This is a genomic window from Vitiosangium sp. GDMCC 1.1324 (genome assembly GCF_003044305.1).
Classification (GTDB): domain Bacteria; phylum Myxococcota; class Myxococcia; order Myxococcales; family Myxococcaceae; genus Archangium.
The window spans coordinates 123139-146422 of record NZ_PZOX01000032.1 but is presented as its reverse complement, the minus strand read 5'-3'; the positions used below and the strand labels follow the sequence as shown (position 1 = coordinate 146422).

Genomic DNA, 23284 nt, shown 5'->3' with positions numbered 1-23284 from the left:
CGCCGCACACAGCAGGACCAACGACACCAACCACGCCTTCATCGACACCCTCTTGCGCACGCACATCCTCCGTGAATCCATTGGTTTGACTTTGCCCGTCGAAAACGGCCGCGCAGTGTACTCGTACAGGGCTCCTTGGGGCCCTTTTTGCCGTGCTCCATGGAGTGCGCTCGGCCAGCACCGAGCTCACCCGAGAGCATGGTACGAGATGTCGGGAAGAGCATAGGAAGGACAGGAGCCCTCTTGGGCGTAGCGGGCGGGAGCAGAGCGGGAGGTGAGGGACGCTGACGGGGAGCCCATGAGCCGCACGCCGAGCCGGCGCACAAGCCTTTCATCTCCAGCAGACACACGCCTGCCCAGCCCAGCCGCTTTCCCACGAGGGGCGCGGCAGGTGCCTGGCTCTCTTGGCTGGCTGTGGCGGCTTGAGCTTCAACACCACGCGCTCTGGGGCGGCCCTCGCGCAGGGGCCTGGTGCGCACTCGCCGTGGGCAACCCCAACTGCTCCACCATCGCTCTCACCCCTCCTGCTCCCTTCTCGTACGCCAACACCCTCCGCCTGCCTCCACACCTCAAACACGCGAACACATCCAGTGCTTTCCGTCCTGCTCAGCAGCCCGGCCCAGTCCAAACGGGGTGTTCGCTCCTTCCAAAGGCTCCTCCACCGTCGCTGCAAAGGCGGGGCTCTCCTCCTCCTGCCCCGGCTCCGCCCCTGCTTGAGGGAACGGTAGCGTGTGCCCTGGCGAGGTGTGGCTGGGGAGGGGCTGGTGGAGGAGCGCGGGTGGGGCTGGGGCTTGAGCAGTATTTCCCAGTCCATCGCATAAACTGCACGCATGTCGCTTACGATTTGTGAACGAGTTGACCTGCCCAGCGACACTCTGAAGTTCCTCTCGATGACAATTCTTGGGTCGATGTGGAGAACTAGTGGCCGCCTCTGACGGTCAATTTCTGGATTCTTCGGCATCAGCCCGCTCGGAGTGAAGCCGAGAAAGACATCGTCAAGAACCCCCCGTCGATCATCGAGGTATCGAGTTAGATCGTTGCCCCCTGGCATAGCTGGAAATATTCCGCGTGCATTCGCCTCGCACTTCGACAAAAGCCCGTGCTCGTCGATTGAGGCGGCATGCGCCCAGTCCGTTAGATGGTAGAGCCTCCCCCCCAGAATCCCGTTGATCGCCTCGTATAGCTTGTAGTCGCCCCATTGTTCGCGTGGTTTCTTGGCCATGGTCTGCTTTCTGATTCCTCATGTACTTCTGGTCACCTCTAGGAGGTATTCAGCCGACCTCGGTGCTCGTTACGGTCGTTACTAGGGCGTCCCCCCGCACACGCACGCCGCGAGTTTACCTCGAACACCGCTGCTGGCTGCAGCGCAGGGGCCACCCCAGCACGCGTGGTGTTGAGCCTCGAGCAGTCACGATGCCAAAGACGCCCACGCCCCTGCTGCCTCCCCCTGGGGAAGCCACTGGGCCGATGTGTGCCCCATGGGGCTGCACCGCCTCTCCACCGGCCCGGCGCACATCCTCGTGGCACCCGTCAGCACCCCTCCTCCACCCCTCGGCTCCAGCCCTCTCCCTCAACACCTCCCCCATCCCTCCTATACGCGCAAGAGGAGGACGAACAGCACCAGGGACACGGCGGGCATGGGCGGTATCTAGCTCACGGCCCTTCGCGGGTGTCGCGAATCCGTGAACCCCCGGGCGCTCACGGGCCCCGCATCCAGGCGTCCCAGGTGAGCGGCCGGGAGAAGTGTTCGACCAGCAGGTTGATGAGGGTGCGGACCGTGGAGGGCAGGTAGCGGCGGCTCGGATAGACGGCGTAGAGGTGGAGCGGGGTGAGCGGGTAGTCCGGCAGCAGGGTCACGAGCCGGCCCTGGCGCAGGTCTTCGCCGACCAGGAAGGTGGGCTCCCGGATGATGCCCCGGCCCGCCAGCGCCGCTTCCCGCAGCAGGTCCCCGTTGTTGGTGGACAGCGTCCCCTGGATGGGGACCCGGACACTGCCCGTGGGCCCCTTGAACTCCCAGCTCCCCGGCTGCGAGTCATCGATGTGATGGAGACATTCATGGAGCCGCAGGTCGTCGGGCGTGTGCGGCATCCCCCGGCGTTTGAGATAGGCGGGCGAGGCGCAGGTCACCAAGCGCACCGGCGCCAGCTGCCGGGCGATCAGCGTCGTCTTCACCTCCCGGGTGATGCGCAACGCCAGATCATGCCCCGCCTCGACCAGATCTACGATGGTATCGGTGAGCGACACCTCCAGCTTCACGTCTGGATAGCGCGTCATGTACTCGTGGAACGGGGCCGCGAGGTGATGGAGGCCGAAGGACAAGGGGGCGTTGATTCGCAACACGCCCCGGGGGTTCTCCGCCGCCGAGGAGATGGCCAGCTCCGCCTCTTCCACGTCCTTGAGGATCCGGGTACAGCGCTCGTAGTAACTCCGCCCCTGGTCGGTGAGATAGATCCTACGGGTGGTGCGCTGGAGCAGCCGTGTTCTCAGCCGCGCCTCGAGATCCGCTACCTGCCTCGAGGCTGCCGTGGCGGAGATGCCCATCTGCTGCGCGGCCCGCGAGAAGCTCTCCAGTTCCACCACCTTCGTGAACATCCGCATCGCTTGGAAGACATCCATCGCGCGCATTATCCCGTTTCGCGGGAGAGACTTTTAACCAAAAGCCTATTTTTCCCGCCGGCGTGAAGAAGGTATCGATCCAGGACAGCCGGACAATCTCTCTTTCCCAGCCCAACCCATTGCTTGCCCACCGGGCAGTGACAGCCCAGCGCCCCTTGCTTGGAGGAACACTGTTGTGACAGCCGATCTCTCGCGTGATGGTTTGCGCTCGATGAAGCCCGCGTTCAGCTTCCCGACCCGGTCCGAGGACCGGGGGATGGTGAATCTGAGGGATAATGAGAACCCGTTCGGTGGTGCGCAGAACCGGTATCCTGACAACATGGCCCTCGGCCTGGCGGTGCGGTACGTCGACGCGTTGGACGTGGTCGAGCAGACCCGCTCTGACAGCGGGACACCCGAGACATTGATATTGACTCGTGGAGCCGGCGATGCGCTCGACCTCGTGTTTCGCGCCTTTTTCGAACCAGGCAAAGACGCGATCGCCATCACGTCGCCGACCTTCCGTCTGTTCGACGAACTCGCGGCCGTTCATGGACTCGGATTGCACCGCATTGCTCTGCAAGGCGACGCATTCGACCGACTCGACGTGGAGGCGCTCTGTGCGCTGCCCGTCAAGGGCATCGTGCTGTGCGATCCGAACAATCCGATGGGGACGAGCCTCCACCCCGACGACGTGTCGCGGTTGCTGTCCGCCTTCAAGGGGCTGGTGCTGATCGACGAGGCCTATGTCGAATATACGAAGCGGCGCTCCTACCGCCATGTGATCCATTCGCATCCAAACCTCGTCGTCGTGCGGTCGATGTCCAAGGCGCTCGGCATGGCCGGCCTGCGGCTCGGTGCCGCGTTCGCCCAGGCGCCGCTGATCGCGGCGATGCGCAAGGTGCGTCTGCCTTTCGCGCTGCCTCGGCCCGTGATTGAGCAGGCACATGCCGAGCTGGCCGATGCCAAACGGCTCCGTGCGCAGATCGATGCGTTCATCACGGAGCGCGACCGCTTCGCCGCCCTCCTGCGGGGCTGTCCCAACATCGAGCGCGTGTACGCCGATGCTGGCTTCGTGACCATTCGCGCTGACGCCGCGCTCGGCGCGCATCTGGCGCACGCCGGCTTCGACACCGTTCCCAATCCGATGGGATGGCCGGGATACATCCGTATCTCCATCGGCACACCTGAAATCAATGACCGCGTGATCTCGGCGCTGACAGGTGACGTCCCGCCGTCCACGTCGCGATGACCGCCCCTCCCAAGCCCCACACCCTCCGCGCCACAGGAAGCATCGCAATGACTGCCCCCCTCTCTCCCCCCATCCCCCTCCCCGAACACCTCCAGCCCATCACGTCCGTTGGGAACGAAGACACGACCCGCGGTCCGCACCGTGCGGGCGATGGCGCAACGGCCACTCTGATCTCTCCTGCCGTCACCCGCTCCGCCGAACAGCTCCAGGCCATCGCCTCCATCGAGCTCGACGGCAAGAGCCGTGATCCGCACCTCGCCGGTGATGGCGCGACGGCTGCGGCCCATCTTCCCGTCCTCACGATTGCGCGTGAACAGATACGGGCCATCACGTCCGTTGAGATGGACGGAGAGATGCACAACCTCGGACAGCAGCGCGATTTCCGCCGCCACGAAGGTCTGGCCGCCTTTCTGCCGGAGCTGGCCCGACCGTCGTTCGCCTGGGTGCGCCTGCGTGATGGCGAGACGCTCGATGTGCACCAACACCCGACGAAGTCGATGATCCTCGTGTGCAGCGGCTCGGTGCTGCTGACCGGCGACAATCCGAAGCAGCTGGTCGAGGGCGACACGGTCTGTGTGTCTCCGTTCAGCAAGCACGGATTCAAGACGCGCCCTGGCGAGGTGTTCCATGGCCTGTCGATCCAGTTCGAGGGCGATGGTCTCTACGAGAAGGAGGACGCGGCGCGCGTTGCCTTCCATGGCCAGCTCAACAATCCGCTGGACGCGCTCTACCGACTCAATGATGAGCTGCTCGAGAAGCACACCCGCAACTCGCTGTTCACACTCTTCAACAGCCGCCGCTTGCAGAACGACCCCCAACTGCGTGCCCGCTTCACCACCGCGCTCTACGTCTGGTCGAGATACTTCCAGCGAATGATCTACGCACGCCAGGCGGTCTGCTCCAACCCGGTGATCCGCGATGAGTATCGCAAGCACTTCGAGGAGGAGTTCGGCCACGACCAGTTGCTGCGCGACAACTACAACGTCGTCGACGAGGCCTATGATCCCGCGCTCGAGGCGGCCTCCAGCTGGTTCCTGACACAGATGTATCAGCTCGACGAGGCCCAGAAGATCGTCGTCGTGCACCTCGTCGTGGAGTCCAGCGGGCATGCCTTTGGCCTGGCGACCGCGGAGATCTTCGGGAAGGCGGCGCGAGCCAGCAATTACTTCGACGTGCATGCGATCGCCGATGATGACCACCGCAATATCGGCCGTGATTATCTCCGGACCCTGCCCGCTTCCGCCCTGCCGCAGTTGATGGACATTTGCCGCCGCGCCTGGGATCAGATCGATCTGGTCCATTCGCGCATCGCAGCGTGGACCCTGGGTCAGGAATGAACATGGATGCTCGCCCGCCACCGCATGCTGGCACGCTGCACCCCCTCACCCTGTTGCGCGACGAGATCATCGGATTCTTCGAGGGCCTCGGCTACTCGGCGGCCGAGGGCCCCGAGGTCGAATCCGAATGGTTCAACTTCGACGTGCTGAACATGGGCGCGGCGCACTTCGCCCGCGCGGCGGATCACACGTACTATGTCGCCTACCCGCGAGGGCAAGGGCCGGACAGCGGCAAGCCCGCTGAGCGCTCCGGCCTCGTGATGCGCGCGCACACCTCGCCTGTGCAGGCGCGGGCAATGCTTCACGAGACGCCGCCGCTCTACAAGATATACATCGGGCGCACATTCCGGCCCGATCCGCTCGACGCCACGCACAGCCCGGTGTTCAATCAGCTCGAGGGCCTGGCCGTGGACCGTGGCCTGACGATGGACGACCTGAAGCGCACGCTGGACCGCCTGGCGGAAGCGATGTTCGGTCCCCGCATCGTCACGCGCCTGCGACCCTACCAGTTCGCCTATGCGGAGCCCGCGGCCGAGATCGATGTGCAATGCAAGGTCTGCCATGGCCGCTCCACCGACTGCCGCACCTGCGGCGGTGAGGGCTGGCTGGAGTGGGGCGGCTGCGGCATGGTTCATCAGGCCGTATTGGCCAACTGTGGCATCGACACCTCGGTCTACAACGCCTTCTCGTTCGGCATGGGCGTGGAGCGCACGCTGATGCTGCGCGAGGGCCTCTCCGATCTGCGCCACATCGTCGACGGTGACATCCGCTTCGCCCTGTCGGGGGCCGGCCGCCCGGTGCCTGCGGTGCGCGCACGCGGCATGCACGAGCTCGGGCGCGCACTGGTCGACCTGGGCTATGTCGAGACGACCTCGTTCCCGTTCACCGATCCGGCCATGGCGGACCGTCTTGGCCTGCCGCACGATGACCCCCGCCGCCGTCACCTGACGCTGACGGATCCGCTGCCTGGCCAGGGCGCCGCATTGCGCACGACGCTGCTGCCGGGCCTGTTGGAGACCCTGCGGCGCAATGCCGAGCGCGGTGTCCTGGAGGCCTCGATCCTCGAACAAGGCCGGGTGTTCCTTCCCCCCGAAGGACTGCGGCGCGCGCCGCACGTGCCGCCGGGCCGCCGACCGACACCCCAGGCGCTGCAACGAATAGACGCCTCGCTCGGGGCACAGCCCTGGCACCTGGCCGCCATCAGCACCCAGCCGGATCGCCAGAACCAGCTCATCGAGGCCGCCGCGGTCGCGCTGCAACGCCTGGGTCGACAGGTGAGCCTCGCTGCCGCGCGCCGCGCGCCCTGGATGGATGGCCACTGCGTCGCGCTCAGCGCCGACGGCACGCCGGTTGGATACGCGGGGCGGCTCATTCCCGAAATCCTCGCGGCTTACGGACTCCCAGCCGCCACCTGCGCCCTCGAGATCGACCTCGATGCTTTGTCAATTCTCCCATCACCCCAAGGACAGACGTGAAATCCCACATGACAAGGACAGACATGAAGCCCCACATGACCCCCGAGCAGATCGCGAAGACCTATCTCTCGTCCCTCGAGAAGAGCGATCTCGCCACCATCCTGGAGTTGTACACGCCTGATGGCGTCGTCCACTCGCCGCTGTACGGTCCGCGTCGCGCCGCGGACTTCTACACCGCACTGTTCAAGGATACCGGACGCGCCAAGATTGGCTTGAAGGGTGTCACCGAGGGCAAGCAGGTCGACGGTCGGCCGCTGATCACCATCTGGTTCCAGTTCGACTGGACTCTGCCTTCGGGTCAGCCGGCGCATTTCGAGTGCGTGGACGTGCTGGAGGTCGACGAGAACAGCCGGGTGGCCGCGCTGCACATCATCTATGATACCGTGACCGCACGCCCCGCCTACGAGGCCGAGCACGGCCCGGGCAGCTCCTGGCGGCCCACGTTCAAGCCGCTCGAGTAACCGCCACGCTCACCCGGATGTCGAACGGGTGAGCGTGACCGGCCGCGTCTACTTCACACGGCCTTCCTTCCAGGCCTGGAGCCGGCACGACTCCTCTGACACCTCCCCCGCGGCGGAGCCCAAGGCGACCGGTCGGCTGCGCAGGGGAGGGGTATGCCTGGAGCGCGACGGGAGGGCCTCCTCGGGGCCCTCCTGCACCGTCCAATGCGTGTCGCGCGGCCCTCCTGGACGACCACCTACCCCGGCCCTCGCCCACAACAGGGCTCCCATGCCGCCTATGCTCTCGGCCGGGCGCTCCAGGGACGGCGCGACCAGGCGCTCATCTCCGTGAAGTTCGGCGCGCTGCGTGGGCCGGATGGGGCGTGGCTGGGCTATGACTCGCGCCCCGTGGCGGTGAAGAGCGCGCTCGCCTACACGCTGCCCACGCGGCCTGCTTGCGCTGGCTGCAGCGCAGGGGCCACCCCAGCACGCGTGGTGTTGAGCCTCGAGCAGTCACGGTGCCAAAGACGCCCACGCCCCTGCTGCCTCCCCCTGGGGAAGCCACTGGGCCGATGTGTGCCCCATGGGGCTGCACCGCCTCTCCACCGGCCCGGCGCACAGCCTCCTGGCACCCTTCAGCACCCCTCCTCCACCCCTCGGCTCCAGCCCTCTCCCTCAACACCTCCCCCATCCCTCCTATACGCAGCACCGCGCCCTGGAAGGTGGCCTTCTTCCACCACCCGCCCTGGTCCAGCGGGGAGCATGGCTCACAGCTCGCGGTGCGCAGGGAGTTCGGCCCTCTCTTCGAGCGCTACGGCGTGGACCTGGTCCTCACCGGTCATGACCACAACTACGAGCGCAGCAAACCCATGCGCGGGAGTGAGGTGGCATCCGCGCCGACGCAGGGCGTGAGCTACCTCGTGGTGGGAAGTGGTGGCGCGGCGCTGAGGGCCTTTCCCGAGAGCCAGCCGACATGGGCCGCCTACCGCAACAACACGGCCTACGGGTACCTCGACGTCGTGGTGGAGAATGGAGCGCTGCGCGCACGCTTTCTCAATCCGGGCGGCGTCGTGCTGGACAGTCTGACGCTCAGCAAGATGGACAGGAGCGCCGCGACCATCTCCGGCTCCTCCCGTCGCGCCACGAACAACGCTCGCGCTTCCTGGTCGGACATGGACTGGAACACGAGCGGCTCGCCGATCACTGCACCGATCCGTGCGGTCATCTCTGCATAGCTCAGCGCCTCCGGCCCGGTGATACGCAGTGCCTGCCCCTCGTAATCCCACCGAAGCAGCGCATGTGTCGCGACCTCGGCGATGGAGCATAGGAAGGACAGGAGCCCTCTTGGGCGTAGCGGGCGGGAGCAGAGCGGGAGGTGAGGGACGCTGACGGGGAGCCCATGAGCCGCACGCCGAGCCGGCGCACAAGCCTTTCATCTCCAGCAGACACACGCCTGCCCAGCCCAGCCGCTTTCCCACGAGGGGCGCGGCAGGTGCCTGGCTCTCTTGGCTGGCTGTGGCGGCTTGAGCTTCAACACCACGCGCCCTGGGGCGGCCCTCGCTCAGGGGCCAGGTGCGCACTCGCCGTGGGCAACCCCAGGGGAGCCCCACGTCCTTGAGCAGCACCCACCGCACCCGATGCGGAAAGGACAGCGTCCACTGCCGGTAGGGCACAGTACCGGGCGCAGTCCCGCTCCACGTACCGGGGCAGGCCGCGCCCCACCTCGCTCGCCTCCGCCAGCAGCGTGGCCAGGTTGTCCTTCACCGCCTCGTACAGCACCGTCCCCTCCGGCTGCCTCCGCCGGTACGCCCACCCGCGCTCCTCCACCCGCTCCTCCCCTGCCACACCTTTCCAGGGCACACGCTACTGTCCGCCTCCCACGGGGTTCTCGTGAGCCCTGGGAGACCGGGGAACTCAGGCCGCTTGCGTCCAAGCAGATTGCCCCTGTTGGGCCGCATGTGCCCCCAGTGTGCCCCTCCAGCGGGGAATTGAACGGGACGAGATGGGACGGGATGACGAACCCGAGGGGGATCAAGGCGATAGCGGGTAACAGCGCGTCCTGCCTGAGGTTTTCCATCACCTGATTCACGGGTTCGATTCCCGCCGCCTCCACTCCATATCTCCCGGAAAGGTTCAGCTTCCGGAATGGACAATCACCTGCTCCGCGCCTTCTCCTGTGCTGCAATTCTCTCCTGCTCCCTCCGCCAGTCCTCCAAGATGGAGATGGGGTGCAGCGAGCGGTAATCGATCTTCTTGTGATACAGCGCGAGATGGTGCTCGCCCGCAATCTGCACGAAGACCGACAGGGGCGGAACAGGGTGACCCTTCCACCAGACCACTGCCTCCGCAAGGGTGTCGAACGAGGCCGCCGAGGTAGGCAACCCACGTGACGTGACGGCCTCGATGAATCGTTCCAGTGCGTAATCGCGTCGAAGGGCACGCACGCCCCTCTCACGAGAATAGAAGACCTCCAGATATTCATTCCCCACCAGGATATATGCGCTGCTGGGCGGCTCGGGGAGGTTCCTCAACCAGGTCTCCGCCTCGTCGCGCGTCTCGAATCGGGCGATGACCGGAGGAGGATTGCGGTAGAAGGTCTTCAAGTAGTCGTGAAATTCCTCGCATTGGCCTGTTGAAGCAATGAATTCGAGCTGAGCCCTGGCGACCTGGATGAGCTTCTTCTTCTCCGCGGATCGCAGGGTGTCGCCGATTCGAGAGAGAGTGTGCCAGGCCCCGCTTGCCTCCTCGCCATTCTCGCCACGCCAGGAGGTTCTCACATCGACAGCACGGTCTGCCGAGGGGCGTGCGAGATAGTCCTCGAAGCGATAGAGCTGGCCTGTTCGCCAGATGAAGAAGCCTGCCTCTTTCAGGAGACTGTATGTCTTGGAGTCGCCGGGCGACTGGAGCTTCTGCCACTGGTCGGCAACCAGTGCTTCCGATGCGGAGAGCAGTTCGGAGATCGTCATGGTGTCTCCGGCATCAGTTCGAACCCCGAGGGGTTACCTGAGGAAGCCACCAACACGACCGGTACGAAGACGAGCGCAGCCCCACCTGAAGCGCCGACCACGGCAATGAAGGCGGTACCGGCAATGACAATGACCGTACCAGCCAGGATCTTGGTTCGATGTCGCTTGACCCAATCAACCGCTGTGTCCATGGCTTCGAATCGCACGGGACTGGCCTCCGCCTGTGCGAGGCACGTGGCGAGCTGCTTCATGCATGCCTCCGGGCAGTACCGCTTCTTCCCAGTCCTCCACTGTCCATACTGACTTGAATCGTATACATACTTGTCGACCTGGAAGATTCTGGTGCTTGCAAGACAGGTAGGGACGCAGACCTCGTATTGATGGTGACATTCCTGGTCCGTGAACACGACCTGTTCAAGCCGCCCATGGAAACCGTCGGCGTACACCTGCCTCGGATACATCGCCAGGTCGAAGTCCCTGAGGGGTTTCCAGGAGTGAGTCACCCGCCCATCGGGCGCCTCCTCAATGATGAGCACGTACCTGGACAGATCATGTATCCCAGTGGGACCGAGGACTGGGGAGCGAGTCGCACTACAGGAAACAAGGATCAGGCCGAGCAATGATGCGCCAAACCTCTGCGGAATAGAAGGTTTATTCATTGAGGGAGTTGTCTGTGAAGGGGGGCCATGGGTGAGTCTCAAGAGAGAGTGTCTTCGGGACGAGTTTGCCGCTTGAGTCGCTCACAAAGCCGGTGTGGAGAGTAGCAACGGCGCCAGGGCCCGGCAGGTGAGGTGGGGTCGCCAGGGCACGACGGCCGCCACGGCGGGCCCCGTGGGCTCGTTCGTTGGCAGCCACCAGGGGCCCGGCAGGCAACTCGGGCTGGTGGGGGCCTCCGGGGTTGATGGCAGCAGGTTCAGATATCGGCGCCAGAAGATGGATTTATGGCTGGAGGGTTCGCCTCTCTCGCCCGGCACAGGGCTCAAGGGGACCAAAGCGAACGGACGCGCCTGGACTCGCCCGGACAGATGGGCGCCCCATTTCCAGAGGGAAACGAGGAGTGTGCCTCTGGTCTCGAGGGAGGGCGGAGCCGCCCATAGCGGCTTCGATTCCCGTCGCTTCCACACGTGGAGCTCGAGGCTGGCGTGTAGGGCTATTGCGGATGCGGCGTCGAGGCGGAGGAAGCCCCGCGCCGCAACCACCCGGTGGCCAGTCCCGGCAACAACACCAACGCCACCGCGGCGCTGATCGCCGTTCCCAGCCCCGTGGAAACTCCGAGGGCGCGCATCGCTCCGTTCTGCGCGATGGCGAGGGTGCCGAAGCCCGCGAGTGTCGTGAAGGCCGCCAGGAGTACGCCCAACTGCTCCACGCCGTCGGGCTGGTGCTCGGACAAGCCCTCGAGCGCGAAGATTCCGTAATCCACGCCGCACCCGAAGACGAGCACCAGTCCGCCCGCCGAGACGAGGTTCAGCGGCATCCCGAGCAGCGCCATGAGCCCCACCGTCAACACCAGCGCCACCGCGCACGGCAGGCACGTCAGCACGGCCTTGGGAATCGAACGGTAGACCCACGAGAGGAAGATGACGTTGCCGAAGATGCCCAGCATGCACAGCAACGCGATCTGTCTGGGAATCTCCGCCACCGCCCGGTTCGCCAGGGCCTCGCTGTCCACCAGTTGTGCCGCCTCGGGAAGCACCGCGCTGATGGTCTCGATCGAGCTTCCCGGGGCCCGCTCCAGCATGGTGACCACGCGGCAGCCCGAGTCCTCGCACCGGACGGCGCGCGAGAGCAGCATCCCCACCGCCGTCTCCTGGAGCTCGGCCGGTTCGAGCGGTGCGACCTCTCCCCGAGTCACCGCGGAGAGCTCGTCCCAGAAGCGCCCGAAGGCCGTGGCCGAGAACCCTGTCTCCGCGCTCGCGGTCGCGAGCCGCTGGCGGGCCGCGTCCAGGTCGAGCCCCCGCAGCTTCTCCGCCCGCTCCCGCTGGGTCGCCACCGCCGGAACAAGCCCGGCGAGGCTGCTGGTGGAAGTGATGACCCCGCTGCGCCTCAGGGGCTCGAGGGCCCGCGCCACCTCATCATTCACCCGCAGCGCGTCCTGCAGTGTCTTTCCACTCGACACCACCAGCGACGAGCTCGACGGCTGGTTGAACAGCGCGAGCACCTCCTGGTAGTCCGCCAGGGTCCGCGCGTTCTGGGAGTCGAGCTTGCGGAGATCGCCATCGAACACGAGGCTCCGCGCCAGCCATCCTCCCAGGAACAGGAGCACGATCGTCGTCACCAGCGCCACGCGCGGTGGCAGCGCGAACCGCAACAGCCGTGGTGCCATGCTGGAAGGAGACGGGCCCTGGGGCCCCAGGCGGGCACAGAGCGGCGGCACCAACAGGAAGTTACAGACGAACGCCAGGATCAACCCGATGCTGGAGAACCAGGCCAGTTCCCGCAGGGCCGGGAAGTCCGAGAGCAGCAGCGCGGCGAATCCCATGGCCGTGGTGAAGAAGCCCAGGCAGAGGCCCTGGAAGACCGCGCGCGTCGTCGACTCGTAGGCCTGCGCCCGATCCCCGGGTTGGGCGGCCGCACAGTTGATGAGGTGCAGCGGGTAGTCCATCGCGATTCCCACCAGCGCGGACCCGAAACCCAGCGTGAGCCCGTGCATGTGCCCCTGCAGGAGCACCATCGCGGCAATGCCTCCCACCACGCCAAAGGCCAGTGGAACCGAGGCGAGTATCAGCAGCCGCAATCCACGGAAGCGCAGCAGGAAGACGGCGAGCATCACCGCGGTGGACAGGATGAAGTTGTCGGAGATGTCCTGGCGGATCGCCGCGGCGCTCTCGGAGGCGAAGCGGGGCCCGCCCACCCAGCGCAGCTCCGCGCGCCCCGAGCCGTGCTGCTTCAGCTCTCCGGCCACGCGCGAGAGCTCGTTCATCAGGGCCTGGGAGGCATCGACATCGAGCGCGCGGTGCTTGGGCGTGGCGACCACGAGCAGGTGCTCCCCATTGGCCGACAACAGATGTCCCCGCTCGAGCTGGAGGTCGCCTCCCTGCCGCGCCAGCCTGGCGAGAAGATCGCCGTTCAGGCCCAGCGGGTCGGACAGCAGCATCTGCTTCATCCCCAATGCCTGCGGCGAGGTGAGCGAGACCTTCAGGTCGGAGAGACTCTTCCGCAGCCGTTCCGGAGCGAGGCGCGATTCAATCTCCGCGCGAGGATCCTCGAGCAGGAAGAGCCGCCTGGGGAGCACGACGCCCCCGAGCTTCATCAGCTCGTCCTGCCTGGGCCCGGTGTAGAGCTGTGCGAACTGTCCCGTCGCCCGCAGCCGCTGGAGGAGATCATCGCCGAGAGAGACGAGCTCGTCCCGGGAGCCGCCGGGAAGCGACAGATCGATGAGCAGGGTGTCCAGCGCGCCGAACTCGGAGAGGAGCCTGGCGGCCTCGCCTGGCGAGCCCGGTCCCCCCGGGAGCAGGGAGGCGATGTTGTCGTCGAGGCGGATGCGGCTGGCCACCGCACCGGTCAGCCCCAGCGTGAGCAGGCAGATCACGACCGTCCAACGGGTATGGGCGCGAATCTTCTCGTGAATCGAAAACAGCCGGGACAGCGCATTCATCGGTACGCCCATGCTCCTGGGGAAGTGCAGGGGCGCACCGTAGCAGAGCGTGGAGCGGAGAACGCGAAACACGTGCCTCCCGTCCCCGCCACGGCGCTCGCCGGAGAGGCGAGCGGCCATGCTGGACGCACGAGCCCTGTCGCGGCTGGACGTGTCGCATCCGAGACAACACCTGTCTGGGATTCCTCCCGTCTGGTGTTGCTCCGGCGGCTACACAGACATCGCACGGAGCCGGAATGTGCCTCCCTGGCGACAGGGATTGGCCTTCATGCACAGGGATTGCATAGAGTCCCAGTCTGCTTCACCCACCGTGGAGGTTGCACATGAGCAGGTTCTGGAAGCGGAGCATGGGACTGATGGCGGTCGTCGCGCTGGCCGGCTGTGGCGGGCCCGCCGCCGAGGAGTCCGAGGACACCCTGATGCAGAACGGGCAGGAGTTGAAGCAGTGTGGCGTGGACCTGCCTCCCTGTGGGACGGGCTGGTACTGCGACACCGGGACCTCGGGAGGCACCCGCGGGGTGTGCCGGCCTGCCCCCATCGACTGATGGATGGACGGCCACCCACCGGGAGCCCGCGAGCCCCGGTGGGATGCCGCTCGCCGCTCAGCCCGCGTGCTTCTCGATGAGCCGGGCGAGGCGGGGCACGGCGGCCTCGACGTTCTTCTTCGCCGAGCCGCGCAGCTTCTCGTAGGTGCCCTTGATGAGGCCGCTCTTCGAGTGCTGGACCTTCCCGTCGGTGATGGAGAGGAGCGCATCGGCGGCGCGCCCGGAGTTCGCCTGGAGGTGGGCCCCCACCGGCTTCCCGCCCGTCTTGGCCTCCTGGTAGAGCGGATCGAGCGCCTTGGCGAACTCGGGGAGGAGATCCGAGACGGCGTGCTTGATGAAGCCGGGCTTGATGCCCTTCACGGCGCTGTAGCCCGCCTTGATGGCGAGACCCGAGATGCCGCTCTTGTCGGCGACCTCGGCATCGATGAGCGAGCAGCAGTCGTCGATGACCGCCGCCTTCCTGGTCTCGTTGGTCAGTGTCTCGGTGAGTGACGCCATCCCAATCATGCCTTTCGTTCACCGGGTGCAACGCCCCGGAGGCCGCGGAGTCCCGTCCGGCCCGACCGGGCGCATACCACATCCCGCGCACCATAGGGCCCTCGCTCCTCGGCGGAGGCCGTCAGGTCAACATCCACCCGTGCCGGAGCGGGGTTTCGCCTTCGCGCGTCATGACGTCATCCGCTTCCGCCGGAGGCCCACGGGAGCCAGGAGGAGCGCGAACCCCAGCGGCAGCAGGCCCGCGCCCACCAGCATCGGGGACGTCCCCCAGGCCTCGAGCCCTCCGCCCACGAGCGCGCTCCCCACCGCCACGCCCAGGGACCAGCACGCGCTGTAGAAGGAGAAGGACTCCGCGTGCCGAGCGGGAGGAACCGCCTGCTGCAGCAGGAAGGTCAACATGCCCGTCAGGGGCGCCAGGAAGAGCCCGGCGGCGAAGAGCCACCCCGCCAGTCCCCTCACCGAGGTCATCCACCCCAGCGGAAGCAGCAGCACCCCCCACATCAACAACAGACCGTGCGCGCGCCAGGTGCCGTCCAGGCGGCTCCGGCTCCCCGGGAGCAGCGCGTGGCCGAGCCCTCCCGCGACACTCGCCGCCGAGAGCAGCGCGGCCAGCACTCCCCAGAGCGAGGCACTGGAGCCCGTCTCCTCGAGGCGCTGGGGAATCCCCGCCTCCATCGCGCCCCAGCTCACGCCGAGGATGATCACCATCCCCAGCACCCGTGCGACTCCAGGCGCCCGCCATACCGGCGTGGCGGAAGGGAGCGTGGCCGCGGCGGACGGAGCCTGGCGCTCGGGAAGCCCCAGGCAGCACACGCTCGCCACGAGCGCGCTCGCCCCCATCAACCCCAGCGCCAACACGGGCGAGCCCGCGGCGGACGTCGCCCCCACCAGCAGCGGGCCCACCACCCACTGCACCTCCACCAGCACCGCGTCGAGCGCGAAGGCCGCCTCGAGCCGCGCGGCCGGGGCCACCGAGGAGAGCAGCGCGCGGAATCCGCCCTGGATTCCGGAGGGCATCACCCCGAGCAGCAGGGCCAGTCCCCACAGCACCGGCGGGGGCGCCCTCACCCCGGCCGCCACCGCGAGCCCCAGGACGAGCACGGCCTGCCAGAGGAGCGCGCGGCGCAGCCCCACGTTCAGCCCCGTGCGATCGAGCATGCGTCCACTCCACGGCGCCACCACGGCGGCTCCCACCGCGTGCGCGCTGGCCATCCACGCCCCCAGTGTGAAGGAGTCACTCGCCCACCGCCCGGTGAGCAGCAGGACGAACGTCGTCATCGTTCCGGGCAGCCGCGCGAAGAACGCCGCCCACACCCACCGCCGCCAGACCCGGTCCCGCCAGAGGTCCCGGGCGGGAGCCACTCGCATCGTCGCGGCCATGGAAGGCCACCTCCTCGCTCGAAGAGCGGTGGGAAGGATGCGCGCGGCCCCCCGAGGCAACAATCGATTAAGGTGCCCGCGTACGGTGAGTTTTTCTCACAGCTCCTGCCCGCCATGACTCCTCCCCTCCCCCCTCTCAATGCCCTGCGCGCCTTCGAGGCGGCCGCACGCCATCGCCACCTGGGACGCGCCGCGCGGGAGTTGGGCGTCACCCACGGCGCCGTCAGCCGCCAGGTGCATCACCTGGAGGAGCACCTGGGATGCCGGCTCTTCACGCGCACCGGACGCGGCCTGGAGCTCACCGAGCGGGGACGGGAGCTGGCCGAGCGCTCCACGCGCATCTTCGCGGACCTCGCCTGGGCGGTGGACCGCGTCTCCGCGAGCCCCACGCCCGCCACGCTCGTGGTGGGTGCACCCCGGGCCTATGCCACGCGGTGGCTCGCGCCGCGGCTCGGCGCGTTCTGCGAGGCCCACCCGTGGATCGAGCTCCGGCTGGATGGCTCTCGCGACGAGGCGGAGCTGGGCCGGGGCGAGGCGGACGTGAGCATCCGTTTCGGAGAGGGCCCCTGGCCCGGTGTCATCGCGGATCCGCTCGGAGAGGAACGGCTCTTCCCCGTGTGCGCGCCCTCGCTGCTCCACGGCTCGCGGCCCCTGCGGAGCGTGGAGGATCTGCCGCGGCACACGCTCCTGCACTACGCCGACACGCCGGACTGGTCCCACTGGCTCGCGGCGGTGGGCGTCTCCGGCGTCGAGGTGACGCGGGGGCCGCGATTCAGCGAGATGACCGCGATGCTCTCGGCGGCCGAGGCTGGCCAGGGCCTCGCCATCGCGCGCACCTCGCTGGTGCAGCATGAGCTTCAGAGCGGCCGGCTCGTCAGGCCCTTTCCAGGAGAGGCGACGGATGGGAGGGCCTACGTCCTGCTCACGACGGCGCGTGCCAACCGGCAGCCCAAGGTGAGCGCCTTCCGGACGTGGCTGCTGCGCCAGTACGGGAGCACCCGCGAGGAGCCCACCCGCTCACCCAGAATGACGTGAGTCCTCGTTCCCGGAAGCGGCGGGCAGCAACACCCGGAAGCAGGAGCCCTTGCCCACGGTGCTCTCCACGGTGAGCTGCCCCTGCATCGCGGTGATGATGCCGTGGCAGATGGAGAGCCCCAGGCCCGTTCCCACGCCCACCGGCTTGGTGGAGAAGAACGGATCGAAGATGCGCGCCAGGTTCTCGGCGGGGATGCCCATGCCCGTATCGCGGATCTCCACCACCACGTTGCCGCCCTCCGCCCGCGAGCGGACTTCCACGGAGTGATCCCCGGGCGCTCCCTCGGGAATGGCCTGGGCGGCGTTGAGCAGCAGGTTGAGGAACACCTGCCCCAGGCGCGACTCGTTGCCGCGCGCCGTGGGCACTTCTTCCAGGTTCCGGATCAGCCGCGCCCGGTGCCGGAGCTCGGGCATGGCCATGTTGATCGACGCCTCCAGCGCCCTCCGCACGTCCGTCGGCCCCACCAGCGAGCTCGCATCCTCCCCTCGCGCGAACACCTTCAGGTCCCCCACCACATCGCGGATGCGCGCGGTGCCCTGACGCGCCTCGTCGAGCGCCTCCGCGCACTCCTTCAGTGAGCCCCGCAGCCGCTCGCGGGCTTCCGGCCCCACCTCGCCGTCCAGGGCCTGCCGCACTTCCGCCAGCCCCTCCGCGATGAAGTTGAGGTTGGAGGTGATGTAGCCCAGGGGATTGCTCACCTCGTGTGCCACCCCCGCCGCCAACGTGCCCAGCGCCGCCAACCGGTCCGCCTGCTCCAGGTTCAGCTCGAGCGTCTTCTGCCGGGTGACATCCCGGACCAGGAAGGCCACGCTCTCCCTCTGGGGCACCAGCATCCCGTCGGCGCTGAACCAGCGGCGCCCGCCCGGCACGTCCAGGGAGTACTCGAAGCGATCGGGCTGCTTCGTGGCCAGGACGCGCTGGATGCGCTCCATGAAGGGGGCCGCCACCTGGGGACCGAGCACCTCGGTGAGGGTGCGTCCCAGCATCTGCTCCCGGGGCATGGCGAGCAGCCCCTCGGTGCGGGTCAACACCGCCAGGTACCGGCCCTCGGCGTCGAACTCGAAGACGATGCTGTCCGTGAGGCCGAGCACCACCCTCAACCGCTCTTCGGCTGCTTCCAGTTGGAGGGTCAGCGACTCGTCGGATCCATCCATGCTCACTTCTTAGGAATGCCACACCTGCCGGGTTCATCCCAACCCGGGCCCGGGCCCGGCGCCTCCCCAGGCATGAGGGCCATGCGCCCACCCGGCCACGGGGTGAGAAGGGTTCTCCTGGGGGTGAGAATTTCCGCCTCCAGGCCTCCCCCCTGTCCCCGGGGACAGGCCCGAAGACTGTAAGAACTACCGAAAAGGGGGCCTGTAAAAACGACCGATTCCCGGCCTAGTCACGATGGGCCGTTCGTGCAAGTGCCTGCATTCACTGAGGGACGTTCCGCTCGGTCAGCTGGCACCCCGATTGCTGAAGGCAATGGGCAAGAAGTCGGAACGCCAACCCCACCGTCATTCTCACCCCGAGAGAGCCCATGCAGACCACCGCCTCCTTCTCCGCCGACACCCTCTCCACGTACCTCTCGGACATCAACCAGTACCCCCTGCTCTCGCAATCTGAGGAGCAGGCGCTCGCGCGGCGCTTCCGTGGAGGCGACCTGGCCGCGGGCCACCGGTTGGTGACGAGCAACCTGCGCTTCGTCGTGAAGGTCGCCTACGAGTACCGCTCCTACGGCATCAAGATGTCCGACCTCATCCAGGAGGCGAACATCGGCCTGATGAAGGCGGTGCAGAAGTTCGATCCGGACAAGGGCATCCGCCTCATCTCCTATGCGGTGTGGTGGATCCGCGCGTACATCCAGAACTACATCCTGAAGAACTGGAGCCTGGTGAAGCTGGGCACCACCCAGGCGCAGCGCCGGCTGTTCTTCAGCCTGGCGCGCACGCGGCGCGAACTGGAGAAGCTCGGCGGGGCCGACGGCAGCATCGTGGACGCGGAGGAGATCGCCCGGAAGCTCAACGTGAAGGCCTCCGAGGTGCGCGAGATGGAGCAGCGCATGGGCGGGCGCGACTTGTCGCTGGACGCGCCCGTGGGCGAGGACGGGGACGCCACGCACCTGGACTTCGTGGAGTCGGACGCCACCTCGCAGGTGGACGAGGTCGCCGACCGGCAGCAGGCGAAGATGACCCATGATCGCATCCAGCAGGCGCTGATGCGGTTGGATCCGCGCGAGCGCTTCATCATCGAGCACCGGGTGATGGGTGATTCGGAGATGACGCTCAGCGAGCTGGGCGAGCACTTCGGCTTCTCGCGCGAGCGCGCCCGCCAGCTGGAGATCCGTGCCAAGGACAAGCTCAAGGCGGAGCTCGCCTCGCTGGTGGCCGAGGTGGGCCTGGACGAGACGGCGGACGCCCGGTAACACCCGGACCCGAAACGAGCCCCTCCGGAGGGCTCGGGGACGGGGACGATGAAGCCGTGGAAGGTGATTGAGCGGGCGCCCGCGCCGGGTGGTGGGGAGCTGGTGCTGCACCAGCGGGGCGAGGAGTTCGCCATCCGAGTGAACGGCCGCGAGCTGATGTCCAGCCGCCAGCATGGTTCCGAGGAGCGGATGGCCGAGGTGGCCTGCGCCCGGCTCTCGGGCAAGCGTCCGAAGGTGCTGATTGGCGGCCTGGGGCTGGGCTACACCGTCCGGGCCGCGTTGGACCGGCTGTCCCCGGGCGCCGAGGTGGTGGTGTCGGAGCTGGTGCCGGCGGTCGTCGCCTGGAACCAGGGCGTGCTGGCGCCCCTGGCCGGGCGGCCCCTCGAGGATCCCCGGGTGAAGGTGGAGCCACGGGATGTGGGGGAGCTGCTGCGCGCGGCGGAAGGGCACTACGACGCGATCCTCCTGGACGTGGACAACGGGCCCGAGGCCCTCACCCAGGAGGGGAACCGCTGGCTCTACGGCGAGCGCGGGCTGGCCTCCATCCGGCGGGCGCTCAAGCCGCGCGGGGTGGTGGTGGTGTGGTCCGCCTCACCCGACCAGGCCTTCGCCAGCCGGCTGAAGCGGGCGGGGTTCGACACCGAGGTGGTGGAGACGCCGGCGCGGGGCAAGGGGGGTGGACCCCTGCACACCCTGTTCATCGGACGGCTCTGAGCCCCACTTGGCCCACGATTCCCACCCCTGAAATGAAGAGGGGGCTTCCCTTGTTGCGCCAAAGCTGCCACATAGGGGCATCCGTTCGCACAGTGCGGCGGAATTCCGGCGCATTCCACCGCGTCCGGACGAAGAAAGAAGACAAGTAATGGCGACTGGTACCGTGAAGTGGTTCAACGACGCGAAGGGCTTCGGTTTCATCAAGCAGGAGAGCGGTGGCGAGGATCTGTTCTGCCACCACACCGCCATCCAGACCGACGGCTTCCGCACCCTGGCCGAGGGCCAGCGCGTTGAGTTCGACGTGGCCCGCGGCCCCAAGGGTCTGCAGGCGCAGAACGTCCGTCCGATCTGATTCGGACCCGAGCCACTTCACCTAGAAAGCGGCTCACCCCGGGGCCTGCTTCCCATGCGAGGGAGCAGGCCCTCGGTATTTCTAGGGCTTGCGGCCCGAGACCTGGGGCTTGCGCCCCACCCAGGGGCGGGCCTGCTCCAGCTGCGCGGCCAGGCGGAACAGCGTGGCCTCCTCTCCGAAACGGGCGGCGAACTGCACTCCGATGGGGAGTCCCGCGGCATTCCAGAAGAGCGGCACCGACATGGCCGGCTGCCCCGACAGGTTGAAGAGCTGCGTGTTGGGGGTGCGCTCCAGGCTGTTGGCGGCGAGGTCGTCGAGCAGCTTGATGAAGACGGGCTTCAACGGGAGCTTGCGCAGGAGGGCCAGCGCGGCGAGCTCCGCGGGCTTGAGCGCCAGCTCGCCCACGCGCACCGGCGGATAGGCCAGCGTCGCATCGAGGAAGACGTCGTACCGCTCGTGGAAGGCCGCCGTCAGCCGGCCCGAGCGGTGGATGGAGTCGCGCGCCTTCTGGAGATCGGCCGCGGAGAGGATGTTGCCAATCTGCGCGAGCGCCCAGGTCGAGGCCTCGACGTCCGCCGGGCTCACCGTCTTGCCCATCTGCCTGCCAATTTCCTCCAGCTGCACCGCCACGCTGGCCGCGACGGTCACGAGGTAGGCGCGCACCAGCTCCTCGCGGTCGAACCGGGGAGCGTCCTCGACGACCTCGTGCCCCAGTTCCTGGCAGAGCTTCACCGCGTCCTGGACGGCGGCCTTGCAGTCCGGGTGCACGTGCTTGCCGAAGAGCGAGCCCGTGGAGAAGGCGATGCGGAGCCGTCCCGGCGGGGTGCCCACCTCCTGGAGGAAGGGCCTCACGGGAGGAGCCACCCCATAGGGAGCGCCTACCTCCGGCCCCTGGGTCGCATCGAGCATGGCGGCGCTGTCGCGCACGGTGCGGGTCAGCACGTGCGCCTGGACGAAGCCGCCCCACGCTTCACCGGCATCCGGGCCCACGGGGTTGCGGGCCCGGGTCGGCTTGAGTCCGAAGAGGCCACAGGCCGACGCGGGGATGCGGATGGAGCCGCCGCCATCTCCGCCGTGGGCCATGGGCACCACCCGTGCCGCCACGCATGCCGCCGAGCCTCCACTGGAGCCGCCAGGCGTGTGGTCCGGGTTCCAGGGGTTGCGCGTCGGCCCGCGCAGCGCGGGCTCGGTGACGCCGAGGATGCCCAGCTCGGGCGTGGCCGTCTTGCCAACGAAGACGACGCCCGTGCGGCGGAAGCGGGCCATGAGCTCCGAGTCGTGATCGGGCACGAAGCCCACCAGCGCCCGGCACCCGCCCGTGAAGGGCTCGCCCGCCAGGAAGCCATCCAGGTCCTTCACCAGGAAGGGCACCCCGGCGAAGGGGCCGTCGGAGAGCGGGCCCGCGGCGGCCTTGCGCGCCTGCTCGTACATCTTGTGGACCACCGCGTTGAGCATCGGGTCCACGGACTCGATGCGCGCGATGACCTCTTCCACCAGCTCGGTGGGATGGAGCTCCTTCTTGCGAATCAGCGTGGCGAGCGCGGTCGCGTCGAGATCGTCGTATCCCTGGATGGCCATGGGCTGGCTATCTACCATGCGCCGCCATGGCGAAACCCCAGTATTGGCTGATCAAGAGCGAGCCCTCCGTCTACGCCTACGCGCGGCTGGAGAAGGACGGCAGGACGGAGTGGACGGGCGTGCGCAGCTTCGAGGCCCGCAACAACATCCGGGCGATGAAGCCCGGGGACCTGTGCCTCTACTACCACTCGAACGAGGGCAAGGCCGTGGTGGCCGTGGCCCGGGTGCTCACCCAGCCGGGACCGGACCCCACCGCGCCCGGGGAGGACTGGGCCTCCGTGGAGGTGGGACCCCTGGTGGCCCTGAAGGAGCCGGTGACGCTCGCCACCATCAAGTCCACCCGCGAGCTGAAGGACTTCGTGCTCCTCACCCGCAGCCGCCTGAGCGTGGCGCCCACCACCGCCGAGCACTTCCAGCGCATCCTCGAGATGGGCGGGACGAAGCTGCCTCGGGCTCGCTGAAGCGCTTCAGGCGTTGGCCGGGTGCAACTTCTGCTGCAGCAGGTTCGCCCGGTTGCGCGCCGAGAGGATCTGCTGTCGCAGGGACTCGGCGTCACGCGACACGTCGATGAAGTCCTGGGCCGCCGCGTCGGTCGCCAGCGCTCCGGCCTTCTCCGCCACCTCCAGCATCCGCTCATTGACCATCTGCAGCGAGGAGATGATGTCCTCCGCCTTCACCGGCTCGCCCTGCTGCGTCCGGCTGGCGAGCTCCTGCATGAGCGTGCTGAGCGAGCCCGCCTCCTGCCCCATCGCGGCGAAGCGCTCCATCAGCGACTGGTACACCTTCGTGCGCTCCTGCAACTCCAGCGCACGGCTGTTCACCTCGGCCGCCAGCGCCTGCTGACGCTCCCTCCAGACGTTGAGCACCGACAGCAGCGTGCGCATGTTCGCCACCATCCGCTCGTCGCAGTCCGCCACCTGGTTGAGCAGCTTCCCCATCTTCTCCAGCTGCTTCTGCGAGCGGAGCTGCCCGGTGCGCACCTCCTCCGCGAGCACCTCGAACTCGTGCAGCTCCTCCTCCATGGCCTTCGCGGCATTGACCATCTCGGAGGCTTCGGACTGCGGCCGCTTGCTCATAGGCGCTGCTCCGCTCTGAAAGAAGGGACCTCGAACCA

General features: G+C 67.6%; 20 protein-coding genes and 1 pseudogene. 11 read left to right on the top strand and 10 right to left on the bottom strand.

Features of this window, described 5'->3' with window-relative positions:
• Positions 1-1698: 1698 nt before the first annotated feature.
• On the bottom strand, positions 1699-2616 hold the full coding sequence (locus tag DAT35_RS52670) for a LysR family transcriptional regulator (protein ID WP_108077077.1): 918 nt from the start codon (positions 2614-2616) through the stop codon (positions 1699-1701).
• Between the two features lie 175 nt (positions 2617-2791).
• Between DAT35_RS52670 and DAT35_RS52665 the strand changes: the two genes are divergently transcribed.
• The 5 genes and pseudogenes from DAT35_RS52665 to DAT35_RS61565 form a co-directional block, all read left to right on the top strand.
• On the top strand, positions 2792-3847 hold the full coding sequence (locus DAT35_RS52665) for an aminotransferase class I/II-fold pyridoxal phosphate-dependent enzyme (protein WP_108077063.1): 1056 nt from the start codon (positions 2792-2794) through the stop codon (positions 3845-3847).
• 47 nt (positions 3848-3894) lie between these two features.
• Positions 3895-5184: a cupin domain-containing protein gene (locus DAT35_RS52660; protein ID WP_199243268.1), complete on the top strand. Its 1290-nt coding sequence runs from the start codon at positions 3895-3897 to the stop codon at positions 5182-5184.
• A 2-nt stretch (positions 5185-5186) separates the two neighbouring features.
• Positions 5187-6659 carry a phenylalanine--tRNA ligase subunit alpha gene (locus tag DAT35_RS52655; RefSeq protein WP_108077062.1) on the top strand — a complete coding sequence of 491 codons (1473 nt, stop codon included), beginning with the start codon at positions 5187-5189 and terminating at the stop codon, positions 6657-6659.
• Between the two features lie 23 nt (positions 6660-6682).
• Positions 6683-7120 carry a nuclear transport factor 2 family protein gene (locus tag DAT35_RS52650; RefSeq protein ID WP_199243267.1) on the top strand — a complete coding sequence of 146 codons (438 nt, stop codon included), beginning with the start codon at positions 6683-6685 and terminating at the stop codon, positions 7118-7120.
• A 683-nt stretch (positions 7121-7803) separates the two neighbouring features.
• Positions 7804-8196: pseudogene (locus DAT35_RS61565) on the top strand (metallophosphoesterase); the annotation flags it as partial.
• A 433-nt stretch (positions 8197-8629) separates the two neighbouring features.
• Here the strand turns inward: DAT35_RS61565 and DAT35_RS52635 are convergent.
• The 4 genes from DAT35_RS52635 to DAT35_RS52620 form a co-directional block, all read right to left on the bottom strand.
• Positions 8630-8959, bottom strand: a complete 330-nt coding sequence (locus tag DAT35_RS52635) for a hypothetical protein (RefSeq protein WP_146210238.1) — start codon at positions 8957-8959, stop codon at positions 8630-8632.
• Between the two features lie 293 nt (positions 8960-9252).
• The gene (locus DAT35_RS52630; RefSeq protein ID WP_108077058.1) at positions 9253-10065 is read right to left on the bottom strand and encodes a hypothetical protein; all 813 of its coding nucleotides are present in this window, start codon (positions 10063-10065) and stop codon (positions 9253-9255) included.
• Positions 10062-10601, bottom strand: a complete 540-nt coding sequence (locus DAT35_RS61560; RefSeq protein WP_233262224.1) for a hypothetical protein — start codon at positions 10599-10601, stop codon at positions 10062-10064. The genes DAT35_RS52630 and DAT35_RS61560 overlap by 4 nt, the downstream gene beginning before the upstream one ends.
• A 614-nt stretch (positions 10602-11215) precedes the next feature.
• Entirely contained in the window at positions 11216-13660 is a 2445-nt protein-coding gene (locus DAT35_RS52620; protein WP_158502257.1) for an MMPL family transporter, read from the bottom strand.
• Between the two features lie 323 nt (positions 13661-13983).
• Between DAT35_RS52620 and DAT35_RS52615 the strand changes: the two genes are divergently transcribed.
• Positions 13984-14205, top strand: coding sequence for a hypothetical protein (locus DAT35_RS52615; RefSeq protein WP_108077056.1), 222 nt, complete (start codon positions 13984-13986; stop codon positions 14203-14205).
• 57 nt (positions 14206-14262) lie between these two features.
• Here DAT35_RS52615 and DAT35_RS52610 read toward each other — a convergent pair whose 3' ends face one another.
• Together DAT35_RS52610 and DAT35_RS52605 are read right to left on the bottom strand one after the other, a co-directional pair.
• Positions 14263-14703 (bottom strand): hypothetical protein, encoded by a 441-nt coding sequence (locus tag DAT35_RS52610; RefSeq protein ID WP_108077055.1) that lies wholly within the window; start codon positions 14701-14703, stop codon positions 14263-14265.
• Between the two features lie 168 nt (positions 14704-14871).
• The gene (locus DAT35_RS52605; protein WP_108077054.1) at positions 14872-16083 is read right to left on the bottom strand and encodes an MFS transporter; all 1212 of its coding nucleotides are present in this window, start codon (positions 16081-16083) and stop codon (positions 14872-14874) included.
• Between the two features lie 114 nt (positions 16084-16197).
• Between DAT35_RS52605 and gcvA the strand changes: the two genes are divergently transcribed.
• The gene (gcvA, locus tag DAT35_RS52600) at positions 16198-17118 is read left to right on the top strand and encodes a transcriptional regulator GcvA (RefSeq protein ID WP_146210237.1); all 921 of its coding nucleotides are present in this window, start codon (positions 16198-16200) and stop codon (positions 17116-17118) included.
• Here the strand turns inward: gcvA and DAT35_RS52595 are convergent.
• Complete coding sequence (locus DAT35_RS52595) at positions 17101-18273, bottom strand: sensor histidine kinase (protein ID WP_108077052.1); 1173 nt, start codon at positions 18271-18273, stop codon at positions 17101-17103. The genes gcvA and DAT35_RS52595 overlap by 18 nt on opposite strands.
• A 368-nt stretch (positions 18274-18641) precedes the next feature.
• Here DAT35_RS52595 and DAT35_RS52590 point away from each other — a divergent pair, with 368 nt between their 5' ends.
• The 3 genes from DAT35_RS52590 (at position 18642) to DAT35_RS52580 (ending at position 20592) form a co-directional block, all read left to right on the top strand.
• Positions 18642-19526: an RNA polymerase factor sigma-32 gene (locus DAT35_RS52590; protein WP_108077051.1), complete on the top strand. Its 885-nt coding sequence runs from the start codon at positions 18642-18644 to the stop codon at positions 19524-19526.
• Between the two features lie 48 nt (positions 19527-19574).
• Entirely contained in the window at positions 19575-20240 is a 666-nt protein-coding gene (locus tag DAT35_RS52585) for a spermidine synthase (protein ID WP_108077050.1), read from the top strand.
• Positions 20241-20388: 148 nt separating this feature from the next.
• A complete protein-coding gene (locus DAT35_RS52580; protein WP_108077049.1) occupies positions 20389-20592 on the top strand; it encodes a cold-shock protein in 204 nt (67 codons plus the stop codon).
• 81 nt (positions 20593-20673) lie between these two features.
• On the opposite strand, the gene DAT35_RS52575 is transcribed toward DAT35_RS52580, so the two are convergent.
• Positions 20674-22170, bottom strand: a complete 1497-nt coding sequence (locus DAT35_RS52575; RefSeq protein WP_108077048.1) for an amidase — start codon at positions 22168-22170, stop codon at positions 20674-20676.
• 26 nt (positions 22171-22196) lie between these two features.
• Between DAT35_RS52575 and DAT35_RS52570 the strand changes: the two genes are divergently transcribed.
• A complete protein-coding gene (locus DAT35_RS52570; protein ID WP_108077047.1) occupies positions 22197-22631 on the top strand; it encodes an EVE domain-containing protein in 435 nt (144 codons plus the stop codon).
• A 6-nt stretch (positions 22632-22637) separates the two neighbouring features.
• Here the strand turns inward: DAT35_RS52570 and DAT35_RS52565 are convergent, their stop codons facing one another.
• Complete coding sequence (locus tag DAT35_RS52565; RefSeq protein ID WP_108077046.1) at positions 22638-23246, bottom strand: hypothetical protein; 609 nt, start codon at positions 23244-23246, stop codon at positions 22638-22640.
• Between the last annotated feature and the right edge of the window lie 38 nt (positions 23247-23284).